A 25,480-nucleotide genomic window follows, 5' to 3' on the forward strand; every position below is an offset into this window, starting at 1 on the left:
TATCCATTAACCCACGGAAGAGTTGAGATTCAGATGAACCCGTTACGACGATATGAAAAAATAATGGAGTACCTTCTAACCCATAAAGAAGTGACTGTCGCCGACCTAAGCCAGCAGCTTCAGGTAACCGGAAAAACGATTCGCGAGGATCTGACCAAGCTGGAGGAACAGGGTCTAATCGTTCGTGTGCATGGCGGGGCTGTGCTTGCGCACAGCGATCAATTCGGCATCCTGCCGTCCAAAGAACCACTTGCCAAGCACCCGAATGAAAAAACCGAAATCGCGTTGAAAGCACTGAAGCATATCAATACCGACGACATCATTGCCCTGGACGGAGGCAGCACCACGCTGGAGATCGCCCGCAGGCTGGAGGACGTGCCTTTAACGGTCATTACGAACGATGTCTATATCATCAGCGAACTGGCGACGAAGAATCATATCCGTTTGGTCGTACCGGGGGGCTACCGGGTCCGGAATATGCTGGCCGGCCCGGAAGGCGTATCGTATGTAACCCAGCTGAACATTCAAAAGGCCTTCATATCCGCGACGGGCGTCCATCTTGATCATGGATTGTCCATATATACCGGGGATTTGATCCCGTTCAAACGGGCCTTAATCGAAACCTCGCTGGAGGTTTATGCCGTTGTTGACCATCATAAATTCGGGCAAACGGCATTAAGGACTTTTTCATCCCTGCAGGAGATCAGCGGCATCATTACGGATGCGGAACTGTCTCCCGAGACGATCAAACAATATGATGGTGCCGGCGTTACCATGCTGTAACCGCTGCATGAAACATAACGACCGGCCTAATCTAATAGAGAGCATGTGAGAGGGGATTTACGGAGCATGAACAGGTTTGATTTATCAGGCAAAACTGCAATCGTCACCGGTTCCGCCAGAGGATTGGGACAAGGCATCGCGATAGCTCTAGCCGAAGCCGGCGCGGATATCGTTGCTGTGTCCATGAATACAAGCGCCGAAACGATAAATGCCATCACTTCACTCGGCAGAAAAGCTTCAGAAATTCAGGTCGATCTAAGCGACCAGAGCAAACTCCAGCAGACTTTTGACCAAGCGCTGGAGCTAACGGGGCATGTAGACATTCTCGTGAATAATGCCGGTATTATCCGCCGGACACCGGCCAAGGATCATGCTACACAGGATTGGCTTGACGTGATTGACTTGAATCTGAATACTGTATTCTTACTGTCCCAACTGGCCGGAAGACATATGATTGAACGCGGCAGCGGCAAAATCATTAATATCTGCTCGATGCTGTCCTACCAAGGCGGAATCAACGTGCCCGGATATACGGCAAGCAAGCATGGTGTTGCCGGTCTTACGAAAGCATTGGCTAATGAATGGGCAGCCAGCGGCATCCAGGTGAACGGAATTGCTCCCGGTTATATCGAAACCGATAATACGGCAGCCATCCGCCAGGATGAGGAACGACGTACTTCCATTACGGACCGTATTCCTGCCGGACGCTGGGGTAAACCCGAGGATATTGGCGGACCTGCCGTATTCCTCGCTTCCGCCGCTTCGGATTATATGAACGGACATGTACTTTGCGTTGATGGCGGGTGGATGGCCCGTTAAGGGTCATAAAGCGCTGTATCAAAAGCATTGTCAACCTAAGTTTCATCCCAATCTAGCGATAAGAGGCTGTGCTTTTCCGCTGCTGCTGCAGGCGGAGGAAGCACAGCCTCTTTTTCGTCCATTTTCCTCTTTCATCTGATTAGAGACCCTAAGTTCTTGCCGGGTACCGAGATTTCACGAATATACGAACCATCCTTTGGGACATCCTAACTTTACGAAATGGGCCTCGAAGGACCGTGAATAAAGAAAGGATGGTTTCTGGAGTCATGCGCGGAACAAAATCGATACGTTGGATCAGTCTTGCCTGTTTATTCACATTGATCGGTTCAATAGTCCTTACCGGCTGCACCCCTAACAGCAATGACCGGGTGCCAACCCCCAATATGGGCGTAAACCCTTACCGGGTGAACACCGGCTTCCTGCTTCGGAATGCCGTGGAACGCGGAACCCTGCGAATTGCAACGGAACGGGATTATCCCCCCTTCAGTTACCATGGAACGGGCGGAAGACTTACGGGTTTCGATGTGGAAATCGCTGAAGAGGTTGCCCGTCATATGGAGCTAAGAGCAGAATTCGTTGAAACCGAGTGGGAGAATTTGCTGCCAGGGCTGACAGAAGGCAAATACGACACGGTCTTCAACCAGATTGAAGACCGGCCAGACCGGCGGGCCCTTTATGATTTTTCCGTCGCTTATCTATCCTCTACTCCGGTTCTGCTTGTGCGTTCCTCGGGCGAAGATCAGATCCGTACCTTCTCGGATATCAAGAGTAAGCGTGTCGGCCTGAACCCCACCGGAATCTATAAGGATATGGCCAAGAAGCATGGAGCGGACATCGTCCCGATCAAATATATATCAGACGCAGCCCACAAGCTCGCCAATGGAGAGCTGGATGCCGTCATTTCGGACCAGTTATCCGTGACCAACCTGAAGCAGCAGTTCCCTGATCTGCCGGTTGCTACCGCTGAATCCGCCAATCAGGTGTTCGAGATTTCCGCAGCCTTTGTAAAAGGGAATCCGGATCTCGTGGCTGCCGTTGATAACGCACTGGCCACCATGCAGCAGGACGGAACGTATTTGACCATTTGGAACAAATACTTTGGAGACGCTCCGGTGAGTTATAAAGGCATCCATGATCGAAAGGTTAAATAGAATTTTCAACATTCAAAATTCCTGACAAAAAGGCGCTTGCTTTGCTGAATACCAGCAAAGCAAACGCCTTTTTACATGTGCATATTATGATTCTTCGGCTGTCTCTCCCGCATTCGCTTCCTTAGCGTCCGCTTCATCCTCTGTCTCTGCAGCCTCAACGGCACGAGGCACGATAACGGTTGCGAGAACCTCCTCATCCGAAGCATGTAATGTAATACCCTCCGGTACTTTAATATCTGCAACCGTAAGCTTGTCGCCTATCTCCAGAGCAGATACGTCTGCTTCAAGGGTAGAAGGCAGTTCGCCTGGCAAGCCCTCTACTTCGATTTCGGTCACCTGGGTTTGCAGAATACCGCCAGATTTGGTTCCGACAGCAGTACCATGATAATCCACCGGAATGCTGACACGAACCGGCTTATTCATGGAGATCCGCAGAAAGTCCACATGGGATACAGTGCCGCGTCTCTTTTGAATGTCCTTAATCAAAACCGGAATTTTACCGGAGCCTGGAATATCAAGCTGGAATACCTCCGAACGTCCGGTGTGAAACAGCTTGGCCGTATCCTTGAAATTAACTGCAACCGGGATGCTTTCCTCGCCCCCGCCGTATACGACGCCGGGGATTCCGCCATTCTCGCGAAGCACTCGGCGAGAGGCCCGTGTAAATTCGTTACGAACATCTGCTTGGAGTTGAACTGTGTTTCCTTTTGACATGAGTGACATCCTCCTTTATCGAAAACAAAGTCTATCTCATTATTACCCTATTTCCCTGCTAACTAATCATGAGATGCAGATGTTTTAAATTTCAATCCAGCGGGTAATGAATGGTACCCCTTTTGAAATATAAATAATGGGAGCCCCCCTTTCAGTACAAAAGGAGGGCTCCTTATTTTTTTACGATACAGATACAATCCTTAACTCGCCATATCCTGCTGCTCTTGGCCCCCAGAGCCTTCGTCTTTGTGACTTCGCAGCGAAATCCGTACCTTTGCTTCATCCGGCGGAATATCGATAAACCAGTCGTTCTCGCCTTCCCGATCCTCCCAATCATTCAACCTGACGATACAGCCGACCCGCTCGGTTCCGGAAGCCGCGTAGAAAACCGCTCGGGCTTTGCCGCTGTCCGCCCTCGAGAATGGCACGCTCCCATCCTGCACACCCGTTCCCCATACCCATACATTCCAGCCATCATAAACTTGATCACGTCTCTCATACTCGATCTCAACGGTAGTCAGCCCCTGCTTCTTCTGAGCCTGATCCTCGTGCAACACCATCAGCGACAGCCCTGGGACAGCTATAGCTCCTTGGTCCAACGTCTCGATCGTATCCGTACCTGCCTGGCGATCATTCACCACGATGTTCCAGCGGTAAGGCGTAGGCGGCAGATCAACCGTCATTTCATGCTCATTCCCGTTCACGATCACAACGATCTGCCCCCAGCTATCTTGTGCGGCATGATGCGTTAACCGGTAGGCAATAATCCGATCGCTGCTGCGCAGCACTTCCATATGTTCCTCGATCTCTTCTCTTGCTGCCATCCGAAATGCTGGATGGGCTTTGCGCAGGGCAATAAGGCCTTTGTAAAAGTCAAATACGGGTTTAAATCGTTTCTTGTTCGACCAGCGGATGGCATTAACAGCATCCCCGCTGCGGTAGCTGTTATGATCGCCAAATTTCGTGCGAAGCAGCTCATCGCCGGCATGCAGCAGCGGAATCCCCTGAGAGAGCAGTACAATGCCGTTAGCCAGCAAGCTGCGGCGCACAGGCGCTGCCGACATCACATCTTCATCAGGAATATCAACATAAGGCTTCGATGCAGCGGTTGCCTGCCATACATCGCCGCCGTTAACCAGCTTCCCGTCCATCAGATGGAGCAGCCCTGCCTGCTCTTCCATCCCGTGCGCCACCAAAATTTTGTCCCACAGATTCAAATTATCGTGCACGGTGACGTAATTGACCGTCTCATCAGGATGCAGCGCAAAATCATGGATCGAGCCCATCATCCCTTCAACGACCGCACCCTCGTACCACGGTTCGCCCGTAGCAAACCCAGGGCCGCGCCCGTCATTGTCACCCTTGATGGCATGCCGGAAATGATCATTAAATACAGCAAAGCCTTGACCCTTCTGGCTTCCTTTGACGGTCTGCTCCGTTAACGGGCTTAAGCCTCCTGTCCAGGGCTCACCGTAAAACAGAAGAGAGTGATCCACCTCACGACGCAGCTCGCTTACAATCTCTTTCATCGTTGTTGAATCGATCAGAGCCATCAGATCAAACCGAAATCCGTCGATATGATACTCCTCGGCCCAGAACCTTAGGGAATCCTTGATGTATTTGCGTACCATCGGCTTCTCCGTAGCCAGCTCATTGCCTACGCCTGAACCGTTCGATAAATTTCCATATCCATCCTTGCGATAGAAATACCCCGGCGCTAATCGTTCAAACGGACCGTCATCCACCGTATACGTATGGTTGTAAACCACGTCCATGATGACACGGATTCCCCTCGCATGCAGAGCCAGAATCATCTCCTTCAGCTCCCGGATGCGCACAATTGGATCCATAGGGTCTGTCGCATATGAACCTTCAGGAACGTTGTAATTTTGCGGATCATACCCCCAGTTATACTCGCGGTTCAAGCAGCCGGTTTCATAACCGTCCAGCTCATTGACCGTTCGAAAATCAAATACCGGCAGCAGATGCACATGGGTTACACCCAATTCTTCAAGATGATCCAGGCCAATGGTATTCCCTTCGGAATCCCGCAGGCCACCCTCCGTGAATGCCTTATATTTTCCTCTATATTTCATTCCCGAATCGGTATGAATCGAGAAGTCGCGTACATGAAGCTCATAGAGCACCGCATCCGTAGGCTTCAGCAGCTCGGGTCTAACATCCTGCTCCCACCCCGGCGGATTGCTCTTCGCCAGATCAACAACCGCCCCGCGGCAGCCGTTGGCGGACACCGCTGTTGCATAGGGGTCAACGGCATAACACACGTCACCGTCCACTGACTCGATTTGGTACATATAATACATTCCATGAAGATCCCTGTTTACGACAGCCGACCATACGCCGTCTCCACTATGTTCCATCGAATATAAAGTACCGCCCTCGTGATCTGTTACGAAACCTTGCTCGTTATACTCTCCCGGACCTTCATACAAAGCGAGTTTCACATGAACCGCATCCGGAGCCCACACCTGAAAGGCCGTTCCCTCTCTTCGGTAGGTTGCCCCCAGCTTAATACTTGTGCAGCTCTTGATCATGTCCATAGTCATCATCACCGTCACTTATAAGTAGATTTACTTCCTAGTATGGGCGCTTGAATCATAAGACAGACCTCTAGCACATGAATGTAGAACGCTTTCATATATCATGATATGCCAAAAGCCCTGATTTGGTTTGGGTTTGATGCCAATTAACTATATATTTAGGCTATTATACTAGCAAATATGCCGGGTGTCTTTCTTTTGACAAAAAAACATCTGCCCAAATGGACAGATGTTGTCAATGTATGGATATCGTGGAAAAAGATTAGTAGAGTCCCCAAAACAAACGAAGTGCTTCATCAATTCCTAAGACCGTTCGGGGATTCTTCCCCTTACTCGCCTGCAACTTCTATGGATTCCACCAGAGCCACTACTTCCTCTGCGGTACCCATTTCAATTGCTTTGGCAGCGAGTGCCTGCATATCACTGCGAGACAGCTTCCCGATCTGGCTGCGCGCCGGAAGAATGGATGTAGCGCTCATGCTAAACTCATCCAGCCCCAACCCGAGGAGAATCGGAATCGCCGTGGCGTCACCAGCCATTTCACCGCACATACCAACCCAGCGGCCTTCGCGATGAGCAGCATCGATAACCATTTTAACCAGTCGCAAAATCGCCGGATTATAGGGTTGATACAAATAAGAAACCCGTTCATTCATGCGGTCAGCGGCCATCGTATACTGGATAAGATCATTCGTTCCGATACTGAAGAAATCAACCTCTTTAGCAAACTGATCCGCAAGCACCGCGGTGGATGGAATCTCCACCATGATCCCGAGTTGGATCTCCTCGGATACCGGAATGCCTTCACTTACAAGCTTAGATTTCTCTTCCTCCAAAAGCGCTTTGGCTTCGCGGAATTCACCGAGTGTCGCGATCATGGGGAACATGATTCGCAGATTGCCATGAACGCTTGCGCGGAGCAGTGCCCGAAGCTGTGTTCTAAAAATATCCTGACGGTCCAGGCACAGCCTAATGGCCCGGAATCCCAGGAACGGATTCATTTCCTTAGGAAGATCCAGATAAGGCAGCTCCTTGTCCCCGCCGATATCAAGCGTGCGGACAACAACTGGCTTGCCTTCCATTTTCTCCAGCACCGATTTATAAGCGACATACTGGATCTCTTCGGAAGGAAGTTTATCTCTGCCCATGTACAGGAATTCCGTACGATACAATCCTACCGCTTCCCCGCCATTCTCCAACACGCCGGTTACATCGTTTGGTGTCCCGATATTGGCGGCCAGCTCCACATGGATCCCGTCCTTGGATACCGTCGGTTCGGAGCGGAGTTTCTTCCATTCCTCGACCTGTTTGGCGTAGGCATCCTGCTTCGCACGGTATTGGGCCACAATAGCTTCAGTAGGATTAATGATGACATCCCCTTCCAGTCCGTCAACGATGATCAAATCCCCGTTTTGGACCGAAGAGAGCACGTTTTTCGTTCCGACGACAGCCGGAATTTCAAGCGAACGGGCCATGATGGCAGAATGCGAGGTACGCCCGCCAATATTCGTCGTAAATCCTTTAACGTAGTTGCGGTTCAACTGCGCTGTATCCGACGGGGTCAAATCCTCTGCAACCACGATCACTTCTTCGCTGATTTCGGATGGACTGACATAATTCAGGCCGAGCAGATGCTTAAGAATACGTTTGGTTACGTCACGCATATCCGCTGCCCGCTCCTGCAAGTAGGCACTCTTCATGTTCTCGAACATTTGAATGAATTGGGTTGCCGTTTCATTTAAGGCGTATTCCGCGTTAACCGAATCGGAAGCGATTTTCGCTTTGACCGGTTCAATCAATTCCGGATCATTCAGGATGAGAAGGTGAGATTCGAAAATCTCAGCCTTCTTCTCCCCGAGTTCCTGAAGCGTGCGGGCTTTGATCGCTTCCAGCTCAGCCTGGGACTGAGCCAGCGCCGCATCCAGCTTCGAAAGCTCGGCATCCGTGTCTGCCACTTTCTTTTCCGTAACAGAGTAATCGGGATGATCCAGCGTAAAAGCACGTGCAATCGCGATGCCTGCGGAAGCAGCGATTCCTTTCAAATTATTCATGAAGCTCGCCTAACCCTTCGTTCACCATCACTTCTTGCAGTGCAGTCAGCGCTTCGCTCTCATTGCCGCCTTCCGTGATCAGTGTCAATGTATCACCTTGCTCCAATCCGAGGGACAGAACGCCCAGGATCGATTTCAACGTTACTTTTTTGCCGTTAGCTTCGGCAAATGAATTGGTATCCTGGAATTTGTTCGCCGTATTTACCAAAGCTGTTGCCGGACGTGCGTGAATACCATCTTCGTCAATAATTCTGAATGTTTGTTGCATGTTCATCATCCTACTTTCGTATATTTTAATTTTTTAGAATCCTTGAGATCATCGTGAAGTTAAGGTTTCAATATGGTGATGATCCCTTGTTCACCGCTTTTTACTTCACCGGTCTTGTTCAGCTTCACAGAAGCTCCTTCCGGCAAATTCGAGAAGATCACAGGAGAGATAATCGATTTGGCATTCGCCTTCACATAATCCAGATCCACTTGCATGATCGGTTGGCCCGTAGATACCAGATCCCCCTCCTGAACAAGCACTTCAAACCCTTGCCCCTTCAGCTTAACGGTATTGACGCCGATATGGACAAGCACTTCCTTGCCGCCATCGGACATAATGCCGACCGCATGCTTGCTGGGGAATACGTTAAACACGGTTCCGTTAACAGGAGAAGCGATCGTTCCGTTATGAGGTAATACCGCAAATCCATCCCCCGTCATTCGTTCTGCAAACACAGGATCAGGCACGTGCGAAATATCCATAAGCTCTCCATCGACTGGAGATACAATCTCCTCCATGACAAGCGTTTCTCCGTCCTGACCAGCCTGCAACTCCTCTTTAGCAGTCGGCATCGTCTCCACATCCGCTGCTGTAGGTGCGGTAGTCGGTGTTATACCCGACATAATGTCCTGAATTTGCGATTTAATCGTATCGGAACGTGTTCCGAATATCGCCTGGATATTATTCCCCACCTCCAGCACACCTGAAGCACCCAACTGTTTCAGCCTTGTCTTATCGACATGATCCTTATCTTTCACCTCTACCCGCAGACGGGTAATGCAGGCATCCAGATGCGTAATGTTAGGTTGGCCGCCAAGCGCAGTCAGAATGTTAAGCGGCAGATCATTTTTGCTGTCACTACCTGCTCTCTGGGAGCCTGATTCCGACTCCGATGCTGAAGCTTCCTCCCGGCCCGGCGTCTTCAGATTGAATTTCCGAATGACAAACCGGAAACCGAAATAATAGATTACTGCCATGATAGCACCAACAATGATTACATTCCACCATGGCGTCCGATTTGGAATGACACCGAATATCATGTAATCGATCAGACCGCCCGAGAAGGTCATGCCGATCTTGGTACCCAGAATATGCATGGCCATGAAGGATAGACCTGCGAACAGCGCATGTACGACGAACAAGATCGGTGCGACGAACAGGAAGGAGAACTCAAGCGGTTCCGTGATCCCGGTCAAGAAGGAGGTCAGCGCTGCCGACCCCATAATACCGGCAACGAACTTTTTGTTCTCCGGTTTCGCTTCATGATAGATAGCAAGCGCAGCAGCAGGAAGACCAAACATCATAAACGGATACTTACCCGTCATGAAGGTGCCTGCCGTAAACTCGACGCCATCCCGAAGCTGAGCCATGAATATATTTTGATCACCGCGCACCATTTGACCTGCCTGATTCAAATATTCCCCGAACTCAAACCAGAATGGAGAATAGAAAATGTGGTGCAGACCGAACGGAATCAATCCGCGTTCCACAACGCCGAACACAAAAGCGGACAGCGTCAGGTTTTGCTCCAGCATAAAATGGGATGCAGTGTTAAGCGCAGACTGGATCGGAGGCCATATAAAGACCATTAACAGACCAAGCAAAACGGACGTTGCAGCCGTCATAATCGGAACAAACCGTTTTCCTGCAAAAAAGCCCAGATAGGACGGAAGCTCTATTTTGAAAAATCTTCGGTACATGCTTGCCGCTAATATACCTACAATAATTCCGCCGAATACCCCGGTTGCCAGGGTCGGAATGCCAAGCACGCTGGCATATTCGTAATTCGTGCCAATCATCGATGGCGTCACGCCGATCACGCTGCCCATGGTAACGTTCATGACAAGGTAACCGATGATAGCTGCAAGCCCGGCCACACCTTCGCCTCCGGCCAAGCCGACGGCAACCCCCACTGCAAACAGCAAGGATAAATTCGTAAACACGATTTGTCCCGCATTCATCATGACAGTGGCAGCTGCTTGAACCCAAGCCGCATTGAGCCACGGTACATACTGCAGGAAATCAGGGTTGACCAGCATATTTCCAAGGCCGAGTAATAGTCCGGCTGCCGGCAATATGGCCACGGGCAGCATCAGGGCTTTTCCGACCCTTTGCAGGACGCCAAAAAGCCGCTTAAACATGAAAATTCTCACCCTCTATCTAGTTGTGATCACAAGCTGAATGTAGAACATCATAAAACAACCAAATCAAAAAAAGGCATGAGTAACCACGGGAAAATGGATGGCTAATCTCATGGATTAGATTACCCAAAAATGGGTAATAACAACCAAATTCCTGCAATACTCATGCCTGATCGAATCAGTTACACGTTTGATTTGAAGTTTTATGCTTTATAACTGTTCGTATTGTAACATCGTTCATTTTTCGTTGCAACCACATGGTGAGGGACTTAATAAAATCTTCACATTTGCTCGCCCTGCTCTTTACGCTGGACCAGCCGCTCCAGATGAACGGTCAAATAACCGGCTTCAGCGGGATATACGGGTTTCTTCAGTCGCTGCTCCATCATCTTAGTCAGTTTCCATGCCAAGGAATACGTCTCGGGATATTCACGCTTCAGCAGACCATCCAATGAACTCGTCTCATTTACCGCTTCTCCCCGCCGAATCCGCTCCAACGCAAACCGGAGATGGGTTAGTAAACGGGAATAATCCAATGTATCCCTCGGGATGGCATAATCCAGCTGCTGTTCAACGGTATGTACTAGATCCGCGATCAGCTCCGAATGTTTGCGAACCTCCGAAATGTGCTGGTTTGTGAGCGCGCCGTGAAAATGAAGGGCAATGAATCCGACTTCCTCTTGGCCCAAGTCGACCCCAAGCTTCCCCCGGATAGTACGGACGGCGTATTCCGCCATCTCATACTCTTCTGGATACATCTCTCGGGTTTCGTATAAAAAGGGATTATGAATATAGAGACCTTGGGCATGGCGTTTAATGGCAAATGCAATATGGTCAGTCAACGCAATGTGGATATGCTCGTTCAGAGGAGCGTCGCTGGATTTGGCAGCATTCAGAATAATGTCATTCATCGCCTCAATCAACTTCTCATCGATATGAGGCACCAGCTGCTTATACTGCTCCTGCTCCTCCGGTTTGGTCAAAATGAACATCTTCTCGGCAGCGGAGGCCAGGATACGGTCTTTATTCTTCCGGTTAAAGCCTATTCCCTTACCAATAACAACAACCTCGCCATGTTGAGGATGCTTCGCTATGATTACATTATTGTTCAACACTTTAGCCACTTGTAAGCTGCTCACGTTTGCACCTCTTTTTGATTCATACGCGTATACTCGGATATCTTATCAGAAATATCAAAGCGCGGCAAAATCATATGTGGTTGCCAAAGTCTCCAAAGCGCCGTACCGCTGCCTGTGATCGCTATCCAATCCTACTTGCCGCTCGTTCTATTCTTCCTTCGCAGCACTTGTCTCGACAGGCACCGGTACCGGGACAAGCTCCTGCTCCACAGCTACCGGCTTTTGGGCCGGGGAAGACTTCTTGGTCAATCCTTTAATCAGTTCTTCCACATCAATCCCTGACACACTCTTCAGCATTTCAGGCGCCGTGGACATCAGCTCGGTCACATAATTGCTCACGCGAGCTGCTCCCTCGCCTTTGCCTGTATCAACAACCGTCAGCTTGTCGATGGACGAGATTGGCTCAGCAATCTTGCCGGCAAGCTCAGGCAGCATTTTTACGATGATGTCGAGCACAGCAGCTTCTCCGAACTTCTGGAACGCTTCGGCGAGTTTCTCTTTGGCATCGGCTTCGGCAATACCGCGCAGGCGAATGACTTCGGCTTCAGCCGTACCTTTCGCACGCTCAGCATCCGCAACTGCCAGACCATCCAGGCGCTTCTGTTCCGCAGAGGCTTTAGCTTGGGTTTCGATGGAATACTGCAAGGCATCCGCTTCGCGCATCTTGCGGGCCTTATCCGCTTCGGCCGCCTGCTCAACGGCATAGCGATCCGCTTCGGCCTTTTTCTTCACGTCCGCGTCGTACTGCTTCTCACGAATCATGATTTCTTTTTCCTGCAGATCGATTTCCCGTTCCTTACGAACGAGCTCAACCTTCATCTGCTCCTCAACCGCCGTTTGTTTGGCACGGGCTTCCTGGATATGATAGGCTTGGTCCGCTTCGGCCTTCGCCGTATCCTGCTCCTTCTTAAAGGAAGCGACCTTCAGCTCTCGTTCCTTCTCGGCTTCCGCGATATTGGTATCACGTATAACCTCGGCCTTCTGTCCTTCTTCTTCCGCGCGCGCTTTCTGAATCCGCGCGTCACGCACCGCTTCGGCTTCAGCAATCTCCGCATCCCGCTTTACCGTAGCGATCCGCGGTTTACCGAGCGCTTCCAGATATCCATGCTTATCGCGAACGTCCTTAATGGTAAAGGAAACGATCTGCAGTCCCATCTTCTTGAGGTCTCTTGCAGCGACACCCTGAACCTCCTGCGCAAATTTATCGCGGTTACGGTAAACTTCCTCTACCGTCATGGAACCGAGAATGGCACGAAGATGACCTTCCAGCACTTCTTGGGCTTCGCCCTTCAGCGCTTCAATCGGCTTACCCATAAATTGCTCGGCTGCCGTTGCCACATCTTCGATCGAGCTTCCCACTTTTATGATGGCTACCCCATCGGCCATAACCGGAACACCTTGCTCCGTGTACACTTCAGGTGTCATAACATCCAGTTTATGAGATAAGAGCGATACAAATTCGGAGCGCTGAAATACGGGAAGTATAAATGCGCCTCCGCCGCGCACGATTTTGATTTTGCGACCGGATTCATCCTCCGACAAATTTTTGCTTCCCAAAAAAGAACCGGTTACGATCATCGCTTCATCCGGGCTCACCGTTTTGTAACGGGCCCAGAACGCAAGTCCTAACACGACAATGACGCCTACAACAATCGACGGAATTACTAAGAATTCTGGCATTGAATCAATCCTCTCCTTTTCGTTCTTCCAGTTCGGACACTCTCAGGACACCCTCAACAACGTCGACAACCACCACACGGACACCTGCGGGGAGACTTTGGCGATCAAAGCTAGACGCGATGTGCGTTGTGTTGCCTGCACCAACCTTGACCATCACTTCACCGAATCCTTCTGCAGGAAGCGGTACGGTGATAACGCCGATCATACCCGCCAGCTCCTTTATGGAGAAGCCCGTCGAGTTCTCGCTGTTCGCCATCGGTTTAACGTAGCCGAAGTAGACGAGAATCGAAATGACGATAGCCGCTAAGACAGACAGCGTTACATGGGCACCTGCCGCTAATTCCGTGTATTTCGTCAGCATGATTCCGGTACCGCCAAATACGGTGATTCCTCCAGCGATCACAACCGGATTGAAAAAATCCACTGACAAAAAGTCCAACAATCCGTCAAGCGCCGAGCTAAGTATGTCGCCAAGCACCACGGTTACGAAGGCAAATATCACGCCTCCGATCAGACAGCCCCAATATAACGCTTCCATGTTGATTGCCCCCTCTGGAATTCCTTACTGTGTATAACAAGTAATACGGCAAAATGTTTGTTAAAGTTTCAATTATTTCCCTCAAACGTATGAAAATCTCTTCATATCTATATTCCACGTCCCAATTAAAAAGCCTGCACGGCATGAACCGGCAGGCTTTGAACCCATTTCTATTCCTTGTCATGTAACGACAGGACAACCCTTATAGTGACATTTTATAAATCTCCACGACGTCTTCACGCTGCAGCTTGCGGAAGTTGCCAAAAGGACCAAACCGCATCGCCTTATCGGCCATAGCCTCGATCTGGCTGTCGTCAATATCGTACGCTCCCAGCGTACTTGGCGCACCAATGGAATTCCAGAAGCGGCGAAGCGCTTCGATTCCTTCCAATCCGATGGCTTCATCGCTTTTTCCTGCCGGGTCAACTCCGAATACGTTCACGGCAAGCGACTTGAAGCGCTGAGGATCCGCACTCTGATTATACTTCATCCAATTCGGGAACAGAATCGCCAGACCGCCGCCATGCGGTATATCGTATACAGCAGATACCGCATGCTCAATGTTATGGGTTCCCCAGTCGCCGGCCATCCCCATATTGATCATACCGTTCAGCGCCATCGTTCCGCAGTACATGATCGTCTCGCGGTGCTCATAGTTCTCCAGATCCTCAACCAGCTTTGGTGCCGTGTCAATAACAGTACGAAGTATCGTTTCGCAGAAGCCGTCCTGCACGGGCGTGTTGGTGTCTTGGTGGAAGTAGTGCTCCAGCACGTGAGACATGATATCTACGATACCGTACACCGTCTGATCCCGCGGAAGAGAGAACGTATGTACAGGGTCCAGAATCGAAAATGCAGGGTACGCATGAGGGCTTCCCCAACCCATCTTCTCTTGGGTAACTTCATTGGTGATGACGGAGCCGCCGTTCATCTCCGATCCCGTTGCAGCCATCGTAAGTACCGTTCCAAGTGGAAGACCCGCTTGCGGAACGGCTTTGCGTTCTACAAAATCCCACATATCTCCATCGTATTTGGCACCAACGGCAATGGCCTTGGAGCAGTCAAGGACGCTTCCACCGCCAACGGCCAGAATAAGATCAATGTTATGCTCCCGGCACAATGCCACACCCTTATGAACCGTCGACAGGCGCGGGTTCGGTTCCACACCGGCAAGCTCCGTCACTACCGCATTCGCTTCCTGCAGTAACTCAATAACCTGATCGTACAGCCCGCTGCGCTTAATACTGCCGCCACCAAATACGAGTAATACGTTCCGTCCGTATTTGGCCACTTCACCACTTAAAGCGCTCAGCTTGCCCTTGCCAAAAATCAACTGAGTCGGATTATGAAAGACAAAAGGTCTCATGTACATTACCTCCATGGCATCTTGTTTGCATCTATATTCTATCGTGCATGCTTTTTCATTCTATACCATTCCCATTATGTAAAACAAACAGCCGTCCTTCTCCAGAAAGATCGGCTGTTTGAATTATGATCATGGTTACTTCAATCCATTATATATCCATCAATGAAGTCTATTTGCTTTCTGGGACGTATCCCATATGGCTCAGGAATCGCTGAAATGCCTGTTGTCCTTCTACCGTCTGTTTGTACACTCCGGCATGCTCCAAAATCGTCGTAAATTTGTGGCCGACCTCCCGGCGAATCAGCTCGATCGCCCCGGCTTTATCGGGCGCGTCTGTTCCCCGTCCCAGCAGCTCCTCGATCCAATCCCCATGGATGGCAAGCGGATGGTCGGTGGCCTTGCTGTCCGCGTAAAGCTCCTCGTTCCCCGCCAGGATATCGGCGATTAGATCGAGCTCTTCCTTGAGTCGGCCCGGCAGGATCGCCAGGCCCATCACTTCAATCAAGCCGATGTTTTCCTTCTTGATGTGGAACATCTCCCGGTGAGGATGGAAGATCCCTTCCGGATATTGCTCATTCGTGCGATTGTTCCTCAGAACCAGGTCCATCTCATAGATGCCCTCGTCATTTCGGCGGGCAATCGGAGTAACCGTATTATGGCGGACCCGCTCTCCGTCCACTTGGCTGAACGCTTCAATATCTGCTGAAGGATCACTGTAAATTTTCCATGCCTCGTATAGGCTGTTCGCGCATTCAAGGAGCGATTCCCGTTCCTTTGAGGATAGCCTGATAACCGACATCGGCCACTTCACAATGGCCACGGATACGCCCGGATAATTCCCATGCGTAAATCCGGCCACCTTCGGTGCTTTCTGAATCGGGAAGGTATGGCGTCCCCCTTGAAAATGATCATGCGTTAGAATCGAGCCCCCGACAATCGGGAGATCCGCATTCGATCCGAGAAAATAATGCGGGTAGGCATCGACGAAGCTCAAGAGGCGGGCAAGCGTCGCTTTAGTCAGCTTCATTGGCACATGGTCGTGATGGAATACAATACAGTGCTCGTTATAGTAAACATACGGCGAGTATTGGAAGAACCATGGTTCTCCGTTTAGCTCCAGCGGAATAATGCGCAGGTTTTGCCGCGCCGGGTGATTGACCCTGCCTGCATAACCGACATTCTCGCGACAGAGCTGGCATTTCGGATAGACCGGCGGTGGCAGCAGTTTAGCCATGGCGATTTCCTTCGGGCTCTTCTCCGGCTTGGAGAGATTGATGGTAATCTCAATATCGCCATACGAGCTGGCGTGCCGCCAGTATTCGTTTTTGGCTACGCGATCCATCCGAATGTAGTTCGAGTCGATGCACAGATTATAAAATTGCCGGGTAGCCTCGACGATCCCCTGCTCCTGCTGAACCGCCCGGAACCGAGCAGTCACTTCCGAAGGTCTTGCCATGAGACGGCCCATAATTTTGGCGTCCAGCAAATCCCGGTACGTATCGGTATTCTCTGGAATCATGCCATGCGCTGCGCCGTAATCGATCATCACGTCGAGCATGGCCTGAGGACCATCCGGTATCGGGTCATTCACTTCGTCACCGTACGGCTCGCTGAATCCGAAATCCTCCAGCAGCAGATTGCGGCTGTAATCCGCATCCGCTGCCAGGATAAGACCTTTATTGAGTGCAAAACGCACCAGCATTTCAATCGCATGAAGAACCTGCTTGGATTCGGGAGTTCCTGATGTTGCTGCATTCATGGTCATCGTCCCCCTTGGATTAGTTGTCACCGTAACCGTCCGGACGGCTGCTGTGCCATTTCCATGCGCTCTCGATAATCTCCTCAAGCGATGTTCTAGATGGTGTCCATCCGAGAACCGTTCTCGCTTTGTCCGATGACGCCACCAATACCGCAGGGTCACCAGCACGGCGAGCTTCCATGACAACCGGAATATCGGCACCCGTCACCTGCTTCGAGGTCTCAATCACTTCCTTCACCGAGAACCCGAGTCCGTTGCCGAGGTTAAACACATTGCTGGGCTCTCCGCGGCGGAGGTACTCAACCGCGCGCAGATGCGCGTTCGCAAGATCGCTGACATGAATGTAGTCACGGACACATGTGCCGTCAGGCGTTGCATAATCATCGCCAAACACCGAGATGCTTGCGCGCTGCTTCAAAGCCGTTTGCAGGACAAGCGGAATCAGATGGCTTTCCGGCCGGTGATCCTCACCGATCTTACCGCTGGCATGCGAGCCGGCTGCGTTGAAGTAACGAAGGGACACATACTTCACGCCAAGCACGGTATCAAACCAGGACATCATCCGTTCCATCATCAGCTTGGTTTCCCCGTACACGTTCGTTGGCTGCGTCCGGTCCGTTTCCTCGATCGGCACCTTCTCAGGCTCGCCATAGGTTGCTGCCGTTGACGAGAAGACGATCTTCCGCACACCCGCTTCATTCATGGCTTCCAGCAGGCACAGCGTTCCGTATACGTTGTTATCGTAATATTTCACCGGATCCTTCATGCTCTCGCCAACCAGAGAATTCGCGGCAAAATGGATAACGGCATCAATGTCGTTTTCCGAAAATAGCTGTTTCAGCAGCGCCTTGTCACGCAAGTCGCCGACATACAGCTTTCCGCCGAGCAGCGCTTCGCGATGCCCCGTCTCCAGACTGTCGATTACAACAACCTCTTCCCCCTGCTCCAAGAGCTCCGCTACGGTGTGAGAACCAATGTAACCCGCACCGCCAGTCACTAAAATAGCCATATTATTCGCCCTCCTTCACTTCATGCACGCCTTGACCTACACCGCATACGTAGAAATCCGGCTTCAGTCCAATTCTGGCTTCGTACTGCTGCCCCACTTCCGTGATGAAACGCTCCACCGCATCCTCGTGCACGAGAGATACCGTACAGCCTCCAAAGCCGGCTCCCGTCATTCTGGAACCCAGCGTGCCTGGAATCCGCTGAGCTTCTTCCACCAGCGCATCCAGCTCATCGCCCGTTACTTCGTACAGATAACGCAAAGAGTCGTGGGACTGGTTCATATATTGTCCGAATGCTTCCAGATCACCGTTCTTCAAAGCCTTCACGGAATCATGCACACGCTGGTTTTCCTCAACGACATGCTGGGCACGTCTTCGGACGGTTTCATCTCGGATGCTGTCCTGCAAGGTTGCGAATTGATCCGGATTCAGTTGAGCGAGATACGATAACGCCGGCAGCTCCTTCTGCAATATTTCCAAAGCGCGGTCGCACTCGCTGCGGCGTTCATTGTATTTGGAATCGACGAGTCCGCGCCGTTTGTTGGTATTCGATATCACGATTTTGTATGCTCCGGTCCGGAAAGGTACCAGCTCATACTCCAGCGTATCGCACATTAACAGAATGGCATGATCCTGCTTGCCGTTGGCTACGGCGAATTGATCCATAATGCCGGAGTTGACGCCGACGAACAGGTTCTCCACCCGCTGCGAAAGCTTCGCAATCTCCACCGTATCCGTCTCCTTGCCTTCCATCTTCAAGAAGGCGTAAGCCGTGACCACTTCGATGGACGCCGAGGACGAGAGGCCTGCGCCGTTCGGGATATCTCCATGGTAGAGCAGGTCATAACCGCTGCTAAGGTTGCAGCCGATTTTATTTAGCTCCGTTATGACGCCGACCGGATAATCCGTCCATTGATCGCTTTTGTAGCCATAATCATCATCCAGGCTGATCGTTAGTTCATAGGGGATATTGGTGGATGAAAAGCTCACCTTGTTATCGTCGCGCGGCCTTATAATCAAGGTGGTACCAAACTCCAAGGCGGCCGGAAGCACGTAACCTCCGTTATAATCCAAATGCTCCCCGATCAGGTTCACACGACCGGGTGCGTTAAATATGCGAACCTTATGCTGGTTCTCGCCGTGCTTGTCCATAAATCTTTCCATAAGCTGTTGCGTCGTCACTGCCATCACTCCATCCTGTACATATGGTAGTTTTACTGTCTTCAGTATAATGGAAATCTCGTTAAGCGATAATGAAATCTTGTGCGTTACATATGGATTTATGTGACTTCTGGAGGTACAATGAATTCATAAAATCAGCGATGTCCCCGCAGTTCCTCTTTTTCCCAAACTTATTGTAAAGGAAAATGAATGATGAAACCAACCTATTCTGTTGCTTCCAATCCTGCACAGCAAGGCAGCGATTCGCTCCACGTCCGATTCGCCGGTGAGAGCCAGACCCGGCCGGAGCATGCATTGGGGCCGAAAATATACGATCATTACTTATTGCATATCATCGAGTCGGGACATGGTGTATTTCGAACCGAAACCGACAGGTATCAGCTCGGCCCCGGCGACTGTTTCCTGATCCATCCCGGCCAGATTGTCAGTTATGTATCCGATGCGAGCCAGCCCTGGCGTTACCGGTGGGTTGCCTTTGATGGAGAGCAAGCCGGCGAAGGCGTATCCCGTTCGGGACTCACACCCGAAAAGCCTGTTCTCCATCTCATGGATAACAACCCGATTCCCGGCTATGTGTCCCTTATTCAAAGCCATTTTCAATCCAGGGAAGAAAGCTCCCATATCGCCGCCATCGGTTATCTGCATTTAATCTGGGCTGAGATCATGAATCGGAGTGACCGGCCGTCCCGCTTAACGCTGGCAGAACCGCAGGTTCAGCGCACGGTGAAGCAAATGATCAATTACATGGCTTCTCAGTACGCTCATCCCGTCTCGATTGAACAAATGTGCGCAAGCCTGGGCTACAACCGCGCATACCTGTCGCGCATCTTTAAGCAGGAAACGGGCATGACTCCGATAACGTATCTGCTTAAATTAAGAATCGACCAATCCAAGCGGCTGCTGCGCGAACGTCCCGATTTGTCCATCGAGCAGGTTTCCGCATCCGTTGGACTCACCGATCCACTCTATTTCTCGCGTCAGTTCAAGCGTCTTGTCGGCCGATCCCCGACGCGGTACCGCAAGGATATCCTCTCATCATCCGCATTAACTTAACTTTTATCTTCAGCCCGATGCATCTAAATGAAAAAGGAGCGCCTGTCAGGTCCGTAATCATCCTGACGCGCTCCATTCATGTATGTTGAAATCTATGTTATGTTCAGCATGCAATCATTAGTGGCAATGATCATCCCTCTGCAGTAGAGGCGTTCTCCGTTTTCAGAATCGCTTCAATGCGATCCAGCTCTTCCTTCGAGAACTCCAGGTTGTTCAAGGCAGCTACATTGTCTTCGATCTGGCTCACCTTGCTTGCTCCGATCAGGGCAGATGTCATCCGGCCCCCGCGAAGGACCCAGGCGAGAGCAAATTGGGCGAGACTCTGGTTCCGCGCTTGAGCGATTTGGTTCAAGGCTCTGATCTTGCGCAGCGCTTCAGGCGTGATATTGCTCTCGTTCAAGAATACGGATGCGCTTGCGGCGCGTGAATCGCCAGGCACGCCGTTCAAATATTTGTTGGTCAATAGTCCTTGAGCAAGCGGAGTGAACGCGATGCTTCCGACCCCGTTCTCTTCCAGAACATCGAGCAGTCCATTCTCCACCCAACGGTCCAGCATGGAGTAGCTTGGTTGATGGATGAGCAGCGGAGTTCCCAGGCTTTTCAGAATTGATATTGCTTCCCGCGTCTTCTCCGGCGAATAATTGGAAACTCCAACATAAAGGGCCTTGCCAGAACGAACAAGATGATCCAGCGCTACCATAGTTTCCTCAAGCGGCGTTTTTGGATCCATCCGATGATGATAGAAAATATCGACATAGTCCAGGCCCATTCGTTTCAAGCTCTGATCAAGGCTTGCTACCAGATATTTACGCGATCCGAAGTCACCGTAAGGTCCTGGCCACATATAATAGCCCGCTTTGGACGAAATGACGATTTCATCACGGTAAGCCCTAAGATCTCTTGAGAGAACTTTACCGAATGTCTCTTCGGCAGAGCCTGCAGGCGGTCCGTAATTGTTCGCAAGATCGAAGTGGGTTATGCCCAGATCGAAGGAGCGCGTAATCATATTACGCCCGTTTTCATACGTGTCGACACCACCGAAATTATGCCATAATCCAAGGGAGATCGCCGGAAGTTTCAATCCGGATCTCCCCACGCGGTTATACTTCATTCCTTCATAGCGGTCTTCGCTAGCCACATAGGTCACTTGCAATCCCTGCCTCTCTAAGTGATAGGTCCATTGCTAAATTCCATCTTATCGTGTTTGGTCGTCCTTTGACAAGAAAACGATTACAGTTATAGGTACAACAGCACGCCGCCGCTGTCACCGTTACGTGCTGATCAGCTTATCCACCTGCGTCATGACCTGACCGATCCGATCCGCAATCAAGAGGCCTGCCCGGTGATCGTAAGGGGTTGGATCTGCATTCAGCAAAGCTACCTTGCTCCCATGAAAATAGGATATCAAACTCGCAGCGGGGTGTACCGTCAGGGAAGTCCCGCCAATAATCAATAAATCCGCCGTCGATATTTCCTGGATCGAGCGCATGATGATGTTTTGGTCCAATTCCTCTTCATACAGCACGACATCCGGCCGCACCAGCCCTCCACAATCCTTGCAGCGCGGGACGGTTTCCTTGATGTCCAGAATATCCTGCAGGCTGTAGAACCGGGAGCAATCCATGCAATAATTGCGGTGCACAGAGCCATGAAGCTCCAACACCTCAGAACATCCAGCGGTCTGATGCAAACCGTCGATATTTTGCGTGACCACCGCCTTCAGCTTACCGTCATGTTCCAGTCTCGACAATAGCCGGTGACAGCCGTTCGGCTGCGCATGCGGGTGAAGCATCTTGCTCCGGTAAAAGTCGTAAAACACTTCCGGATGCTTCATAAAAAAAGTGTGGCTGAGCATGACCTCCGGCGGATACGGAGATTGGTGCTCGCTCTGGTATAGTCCGGCTGCCGAACGGAAGTCAGGAATCCCGCTCTCCGTGGAGGTACCGGCTCCCCCGAAAAAAACAATGTAGTCGCTCGCTTCGATCCATGTTGCCAACTGCTCGATCTTTTCCCTGTTCTCCACTCTTTTACACCTCCGTACAGCCCTTAAAATAACACGTCTACCTATGCACGTCTAATTCATTATAATCGGATATGATAACATCGGCATCTGTCAGATGTACAGGTTCCCCCTCATCTGTCAATAAACCCACAGCCAGAGCGGCGCCTGCTTGCTTCGCCATTTGCATATCCGCGTTGCTGTCACCGATTACCACCGCTTCCTCGGGCATAATCCCAAGCAGGCGGCAGGCGGCCTCTGTCATTTCCGGGTGCGGCTTGCCGTTTCGAACCTGATCTCTTCCCAAAATGGCCGTAAAGGAAGAGTGAAGCCCCATCCACTCCAGCTGTTCCTTGGCATTTGAAGTATCATCCGAAGTAACCACGGCCATCTTCACGGAAGCCAAGCTGCACTTCTTCAGAAAATTCTCCAGCCCCGGCATCGGGAATGCCGGCTTCTGCTGACGAATTTCATACATGGCATTTTTCGTAATTTGATGGACCTGCATAATCGCTTCGTTCCAGGGCATTCCTGCAGCGTACAGCTGCCAAGCCAATAGCCCGTTTGTCTCCTCCACGGTGCCCATGGCGAGCGGACCCTGAAGATCGTAACCCGACACGCGCCCGCTTGCATCATGCTTTGTGCCTAGCACCTGCTCTTTTGGCAGCGTGAAGCCGGCTCCCATTAATTCCAGCCGTTCCTCCATGAACTTGAGCACATAATCGGTCCATCCTCCCCACAGCGCCATAAAATGGAGAAGCGTTCCGTCTTTATCAAACAAAATCCCTTTGCAGGGAACGGTTCGTCCCTTCACTTGAACAAACGGCAATGTTAAAAAACCTCCCTATCCTAATCTTGATCATACTCTTATTAAACCATGAAATAAACTCTGATTTAAGCGAAATTAACACTAGGACTCAGAATTTGATCCGAAATGGAAATTTACCAATCTTTAGTCGAATGTTTTGATTCATGACAAATGAGCCGTGGTAAGTAACATATACGCATAGCAAATACGACGGTAAAGGAGTGATTTGTGATGGCAACAAGCAGCAATCGAAAGATGACCCGCGAAGAAGCAGGACGTCTTGGCGGCGAAGCGACTGCGAAAAAGCATACCCGCGAATTCTACCAGGAAATCGGCAAAAAAGGCGGCAAAGCGACGTCCAAGAACCATAGCCGCGAGTTTTACCAGGAAATCGGTCAAAAGGGCGGCGAAGCCACCTCGCGGAATCATAATCGTGAATTCTATCAAGAAATTGGCCGCAAAGGCGGCAAGAAATAGCATCATCACTCAAATAGGAGCCTGTGTCCACCCTATGGGAACAGGCTCTTTGCATGCCATCACAACAGGCTTCTTTCCATCGCTTCCTAATTAATATCATGTAGAAAAACCTACCTTTTTGTGATAGACTCATTTAAAACCTATTCGCTGTTTACAGGTATCCGGCTGCTTTGCCGGAAGACCGCGCTAAAGCGTAACAATTTTATAATAGATCTGGGGGGAAATCGACATCATGACAACCAAAAAAATGCGTTCAGACATGATCAAAAAAGGCTTTGACCGCGCGCCGCACCGCAGCCTTCTGCGTGCAGCAGGCGTTAAGGAAGAAGATTTCGGCAAACCGTTCATCGCCGTATGTAACTCTTACATCGACATCGTTCCGGGTCATGTGCATCTTCAGGAATTCGGCAAAATCGTGAAGGAAGCGATCCGTGAAGCCGGCGGCGTCCCGTTCGAATTCAATACCATCGGCGTGGATGACGGAATTGCCATGGGACATATCGGCATGCGCTACTCGCTGCCAAGCCGCGAGATCATAGCCGACTCCCTGGAAACTGTCGTATCCGCTCACTGGTTCGATGGTATGGTATGTATCCCGAACTGTGACAAGATCACGCCAGGCATGCTGATGGGTGCCCTGCGCGTCAACATCCCAACGATGTTTGTCAGCGGCGGACCGATGAAAGCCGGCGTGGACAGCAAAGGCCGTAAATTGTCACTGACCTCCGTATTTGAAGGCGTCGGCGCTCACCAGGTTGGCAAAATCAATGATGATGAGCTCCTGGAATTGGAACAATTCGGTTGTCCAACCTGCGGATCCTGTTCCGGCATGTTCACCGCCAATTCCATGAATTGTCTTGCCGAAGCGCTGGGTCTGGCTCTGCCGGGCAACGGCACCATTCTTGCCATTGCCGAAGAGCGTAAAGAATTTGTTAAACAATCAGCCAAACAATTGATGGAACTCGTAAAAATGGACCTCAAGCCGCGTGATATCGTGACCGTAGAAGCCATCGACAACGCGTTTGCGCTCGATATGGCCATGGGCGGCTCCACCAACACGGTGCTTCATACATTGGCTCTCGCTCAAGAAGCCGGTCTCGATTACCCGCTGGAGCGAATCAACGAAGTTGCTGACCGCGTTCCTCACATCTCCAAGCTGGCTCCAGCTTCGGATTACTTTATCGAGGATGTGCATTTAGCAGGCGGCGTGAGCGCGGTTCTGCACGAGCTTCTCAAGAAGCCTGGCGCATTGCACGGGGATTGCATCACCGTAACAGGCAAGACGCTAGCCGAGAACGTAGAGGGCTGCGAAATTCAGGATCAGAACGTTATCCATCCGATCGATTCCCCATATTCCGAGCGCGGTGGTCTCGCCGTACTGTATGGTAATCTGGCTCCTGAAGGTTCGATCATCAAAGTCGGTGCCGTTGATCCATCGGTTGGAGGATACCATAAAGGACCTGCCATCTGCTTTAACTCGCAAGATGAAGCGCTTAGCGGCATTGCCAACGGCAAGGTTAAAGAAGGCCATGTGGTTGTCATTCGTTATGAAGGGCCGAAGGGCGGACCGGGTATGCCAGAAATGCTGGCGCCGACTTCACAGATTGCAGGTATGGGGCTTGGGGCCAAAGTCGGTCTGATCACAGACGGACGCTTCTCCGGTGCATCCCGCGGTATCAGTATCGGTCATATCTCGCCGGAAGCGGCAGAAGGCGGACCTATCGCTTTCGTTGAAGACGGAGATATCATCGAGCTTGACCTGAATAACCGGACTATTCAATTGCTGGGCGTTTCCGATGAGGAAATGGCTGTACGCCACAGCAAATGGGTTGACTTCGAACCGAAAGTGAAGACTGGTTATCTCGCTCGTTACTCGAAGCTTGTTACGAACGCCAGCTCAGGCGGCGTATTAAAAATCTAATTCAAACAAAGCAAAGGGGTTATCCCTCGCAGGCATTGGTAAGCCTGCAGGGATAACCCCTTT

General features: G+C 50.9%; 20 protein-coding genes and 1 pseudogene. 6 read left to right on the plus strand and 15 right to left on the minus strand.

Going from position 1 to position 25,480, the window contains the following annotated elements; all coding sequences use genetic code 11:
• Nucleotides 1-33: 33 nt before the first annotated feature.
• The 3 genes from J7E85_RS23890 to J7E85_RS23900 all read left to right on the plus strand — a co-directional run bounded on the left by J7E85_RS23890 (nucleotide 34) and on the right by J7E85_RS23900 (nucleotide 2,753).
• A complete protein-coding gene (locus J7E85_RS23890; RefSeq protein ID WP_215162196.1) occupies nucleotides 34-783 on the plus strand; it encodes a DeoR/GlpR family DNA-binding transcription regulator in 750 nt (249 codons plus the stop codon).
• A gap of 66 nt (nucleotides 784-849) precedes the next feature.
• Nucleotides 850-1,602 carry a 2-dehydro-3-deoxy-D-gluconate 5-dehydrogenase KduD gene (gene kduD / locus J7E85_RS23895; protein WP_127594720.1) on the plus strand — a complete coding sequence of 251 codons (753 nt, stop codon included), beginning with the start codon at nucleotides 850-852 and terminating at the stop codon, nucleotides 1,600-1,602.
• Nucleotides 1,603-1,868: 266 nt separating this feature from the next.
• A complete protein-coding gene (locus tag J7E85_RS23900; protein ID WP_215162198.1) occupies nucleotides 1,869-2,753 on the plus strand; it encodes a transporter substrate-binding domain-containing protein in 885 nt (294 codons plus the stop codon).
• Between the two features lie 84 nt (nucleotides 2,754-2,837).
• On the opposite strand, the gene J7E85_RS23905 is transcribed toward J7E85_RS23900, so the two are convergent.
• From J7E85_RS23905 to J7E85_RS23960, 12 genes are all read right to left on the minus strand, one after another.
• The gene (locus tag J7E85_RS23905) at nucleotides 2,838-3,467 is read right to left on the minus strand and encodes a 50S ribosomal protein L25 (RefSeq protein ID WP_215162200.1); all 630 of its coding nucleotides are present in this window, start codon (nucleotides 3,465-3,467) and stop codon (nucleotides 2,838-2,840) included.
• A gap of 200 nt (nucleotides 3,468-3,667) precedes the next feature.
• Nucleotides 3,668-6,037 (minus strand): type I pullulanase, encoded by a 2,370-nt coding sequence (gene pulA / locus J7E85_RS23910; protein ID WP_251036002.1) that lies wholly within the window; start codon nucleotides 6,035-6,037, stop codon nucleotides 3,668-3,670.
• A gap of 320 nt (nucleotides 6,038-6,357) precedes the next feature.
• Nucleotides 6,358-8,079, minus strand: a complete 1,722-nt coding sequence (ptsP, locus tag J7E85_RS23915) for a phosphoenolpyruvate--protein phosphotransferase (RefSeq protein WP_215162202.1) — start codon at nucleotides 8,077-8,079, stop codon at nucleotides 6,358-6,360.
• On the minus strand, nucleotides 8,072-8,347 hold the full coding sequence (locus J7E85_RS23920) for an HPr family phosphocarrier protein (protein WP_009591829.1): 276 nt from the start codon (nucleotides 8,345-8,347) through the stop codon (nucleotides 8,072-8,074). Before J7E85_RS23920 ends, ptsP begins: the two co-directional genes overlap by 8 nt.
• Before the next feature lie 59 nt (nucleotides 8,348-8,406).
• Nucleotides 8,407-10,488 carry a glucose-specific PTS transporter subunit IIBC gene (gene ptsG, locus J7E85_RS23925; protein ID WP_215162204.1) on the minus strand — a complete coding sequence of 694 codons (2,082 nt, stop codon included), beginning with the start codon at nucleotides 10,486-10,488 and terminating at the stop codon, nucleotides 8,407-8,409.
• A 281-nt stretch (nucleotides 10,489-10,769) separates the two neighbouring features.
• Nucleotides 10,770-11,627 (minus strand): glucose PTS transporter transcription antiterminator GlcT, encoded by an 858-nt coding sequence (gene glcT, locus J7E85_RS23930; RefSeq protein WP_215162211.1) that lies wholly within the window; start codon nucleotides 11,625-11,627, stop codon nucleotides 10,770-10,772.
• Nucleotides 11,628-11,774: 147 nt separating this feature from the next.
• Complete coding sequence (locus J7E85_RS23935) at nucleotides 11,775-13,307, minus strand: flotillin lipid rafts scaffold protein FloT (protein WP_215162213.1); 1,533 nt, start codon at nucleotides 13,305-13,307, stop codon at nucleotides 11,775-11,777.
• Nucleotides 13,308-13,311: 4 nt separating this feature from the next.
• The gene (locus J7E85_RS23940; RefSeq protein ID WP_215162215.1) at nucleotides 13,312-13,845 is read right to left on the minus strand and encodes an NfeD family membrane protein; all 534 of its coding nucleotides are present in this window, start codon (nucleotides 13,843-13,845) and stop codon (nucleotides 13,312-13,314) included.
• 202 nt (nucleotides 13,846-14,047) lie between these two features.
• Nucleotides 14,048-15,211 (minus strand): iron-containing alcohol dehydrogenase, encoded by a 1,164-nt coding sequence (locus tag J7E85_RS23945; RefSeq protein WP_215162217.1) that lies wholly within the window; start codon nucleotides 15,209-15,211, stop codon nucleotides 14,048-14,050.
• Between the two features lie 169 nt (nucleotides 15,212-15,380).
• Complete coding sequence (locus tag J7E85_RS23950; RefSeq protein WP_215162219.1) at nucleotides 15,381-16,970, minus strand: UDP-glucose--hexose-1-phosphate uridylyltransferase; 1,590 nt, start codon at nucleotides 16,968-16,970, stop codon at nucleotides 15,381-15,383.
• Between the two features lie 19 nt (nucleotides 16,971-16,989).
• Nucleotides 16,990-17,979, minus strand: coding sequence for a UDP-glucose 4-epimerase GalE (galE, locus tag J7E85_RS23955; RefSeq protein WP_215162221.1), 990 nt, complete (start codon nucleotides 17,977-17,979; stop codon nucleotides 16,990-16,992).
• Between the two features lies 1 nt (nucleotide 17,980).
• Complete coding sequence (locus J7E85_RS23960) at nucleotides 17,981-19,159, minus strand: galactokinase (RefSeq protein ID WP_215162350.1); 1,179 nt, start codon at nucleotides 19,157-19,159, stop codon at nucleotides 17,981-17,983.
• 189 nt (nucleotides 19,160-19,348) lie between these two features.
• Here J7E85_RS23960 and J7E85_RS23965 point away from each other — a divergent pair, with 189 nt between their 5' ends.
• A complete protein-coding gene (locus J7E85_RS23965) occupies nucleotides 19,349-20,212 on the plus strand; it encodes an AraC family transcriptional regulator (RefSeq protein ID WP_215162223.1) in 864 nt (287 codons plus the stop codon).
• A 130-nt stretch (nucleotides 20,213-20,342) separates the two neighbouring features.
• Here the strand turns inward: J7E85_RS23965 and mgrA are convergent, their stop codons facing one another.
• The 3 genes from mgrA to J7E85_RS23980 all read right to left on the minus strand — a co-directional run bounded on the left by mgrA (nucleotide 20,343) and on the right by J7E85_RS23980 (nucleotide 23,040).
• Nucleotides 20,343-21,359 (minus strand): L-glyceraldehyde 3-phosphate reductase, encoded by a 1,017-nt coding sequence (gene mgrA / locus J7E85_RS23970; RefSeq protein ID WP_215162225.1) that lies wholly within the window; start codon nucleotides 21,357-21,359, stop codon nucleotides 20,343-20,345.
• A 123-nt stretch (nucleotides 21,360-21,482) separates the two neighbouring features.
• A complete protein-coding gene (locus J7E85_RS23975) occupies nucleotides 21,483-22,235 on the minus strand; it encodes an NAD-dependent protein deacylase (RefSeq protein ID WP_076320470.1) in 753 nt (250 codons plus the stop codon).
• A 37-nt stretch (nucleotides 22,236-22,272) separates the two neighbouring features.
• Nucleotides 22,273-23,040: an HAD family hydrolase gene (locus J7E85_RS23980; protein WP_215162227.1), complete on the minus strand. Its 768-nt coding sequence runs from the start codon at nucleotides 23,038-23,040 to the stop codon at nucleotides 22,273-22,275.
• Nucleotides 23,041-23,250: 210 nt separating this feature from the next.
• Between J7E85_RS23980 and J7E85_RS23985 the strand changes: the two are divergent.
• Nucleotides 23,251-23,490, plus strand: a pseudogene (locus tag J7E85_RS23985) (KGG domain-containing protein); the annotation flags it as partial.
• 238 nt (nucleotides 23,491-23,728) lie between these two features.
• On the plus strand, nucleotides 23,729-25,417 hold the full coding sequence (ilvD, locus tag J7E85_RS23990; RefSeq protein ID WP_215162230.1) for a dihydroxy-acid dehydratase: 1,689 nt from the start codon (nucleotides 23,729-23,731) through the stop codon (nucleotides 25,415-25,417).
• The last annotated feature ends 63 nt before the right edge of the window (nucleotides 25,418-25,480 follow it).

Source organism: Paenibacillus sp. ISL-20, assembly GCF_018613005.1.
Classification (GTDB): Bacteria; Bacillota; Bacilli; order Paenibacillales; family Paenibacillaceae; genus Paenibacillus_AQ.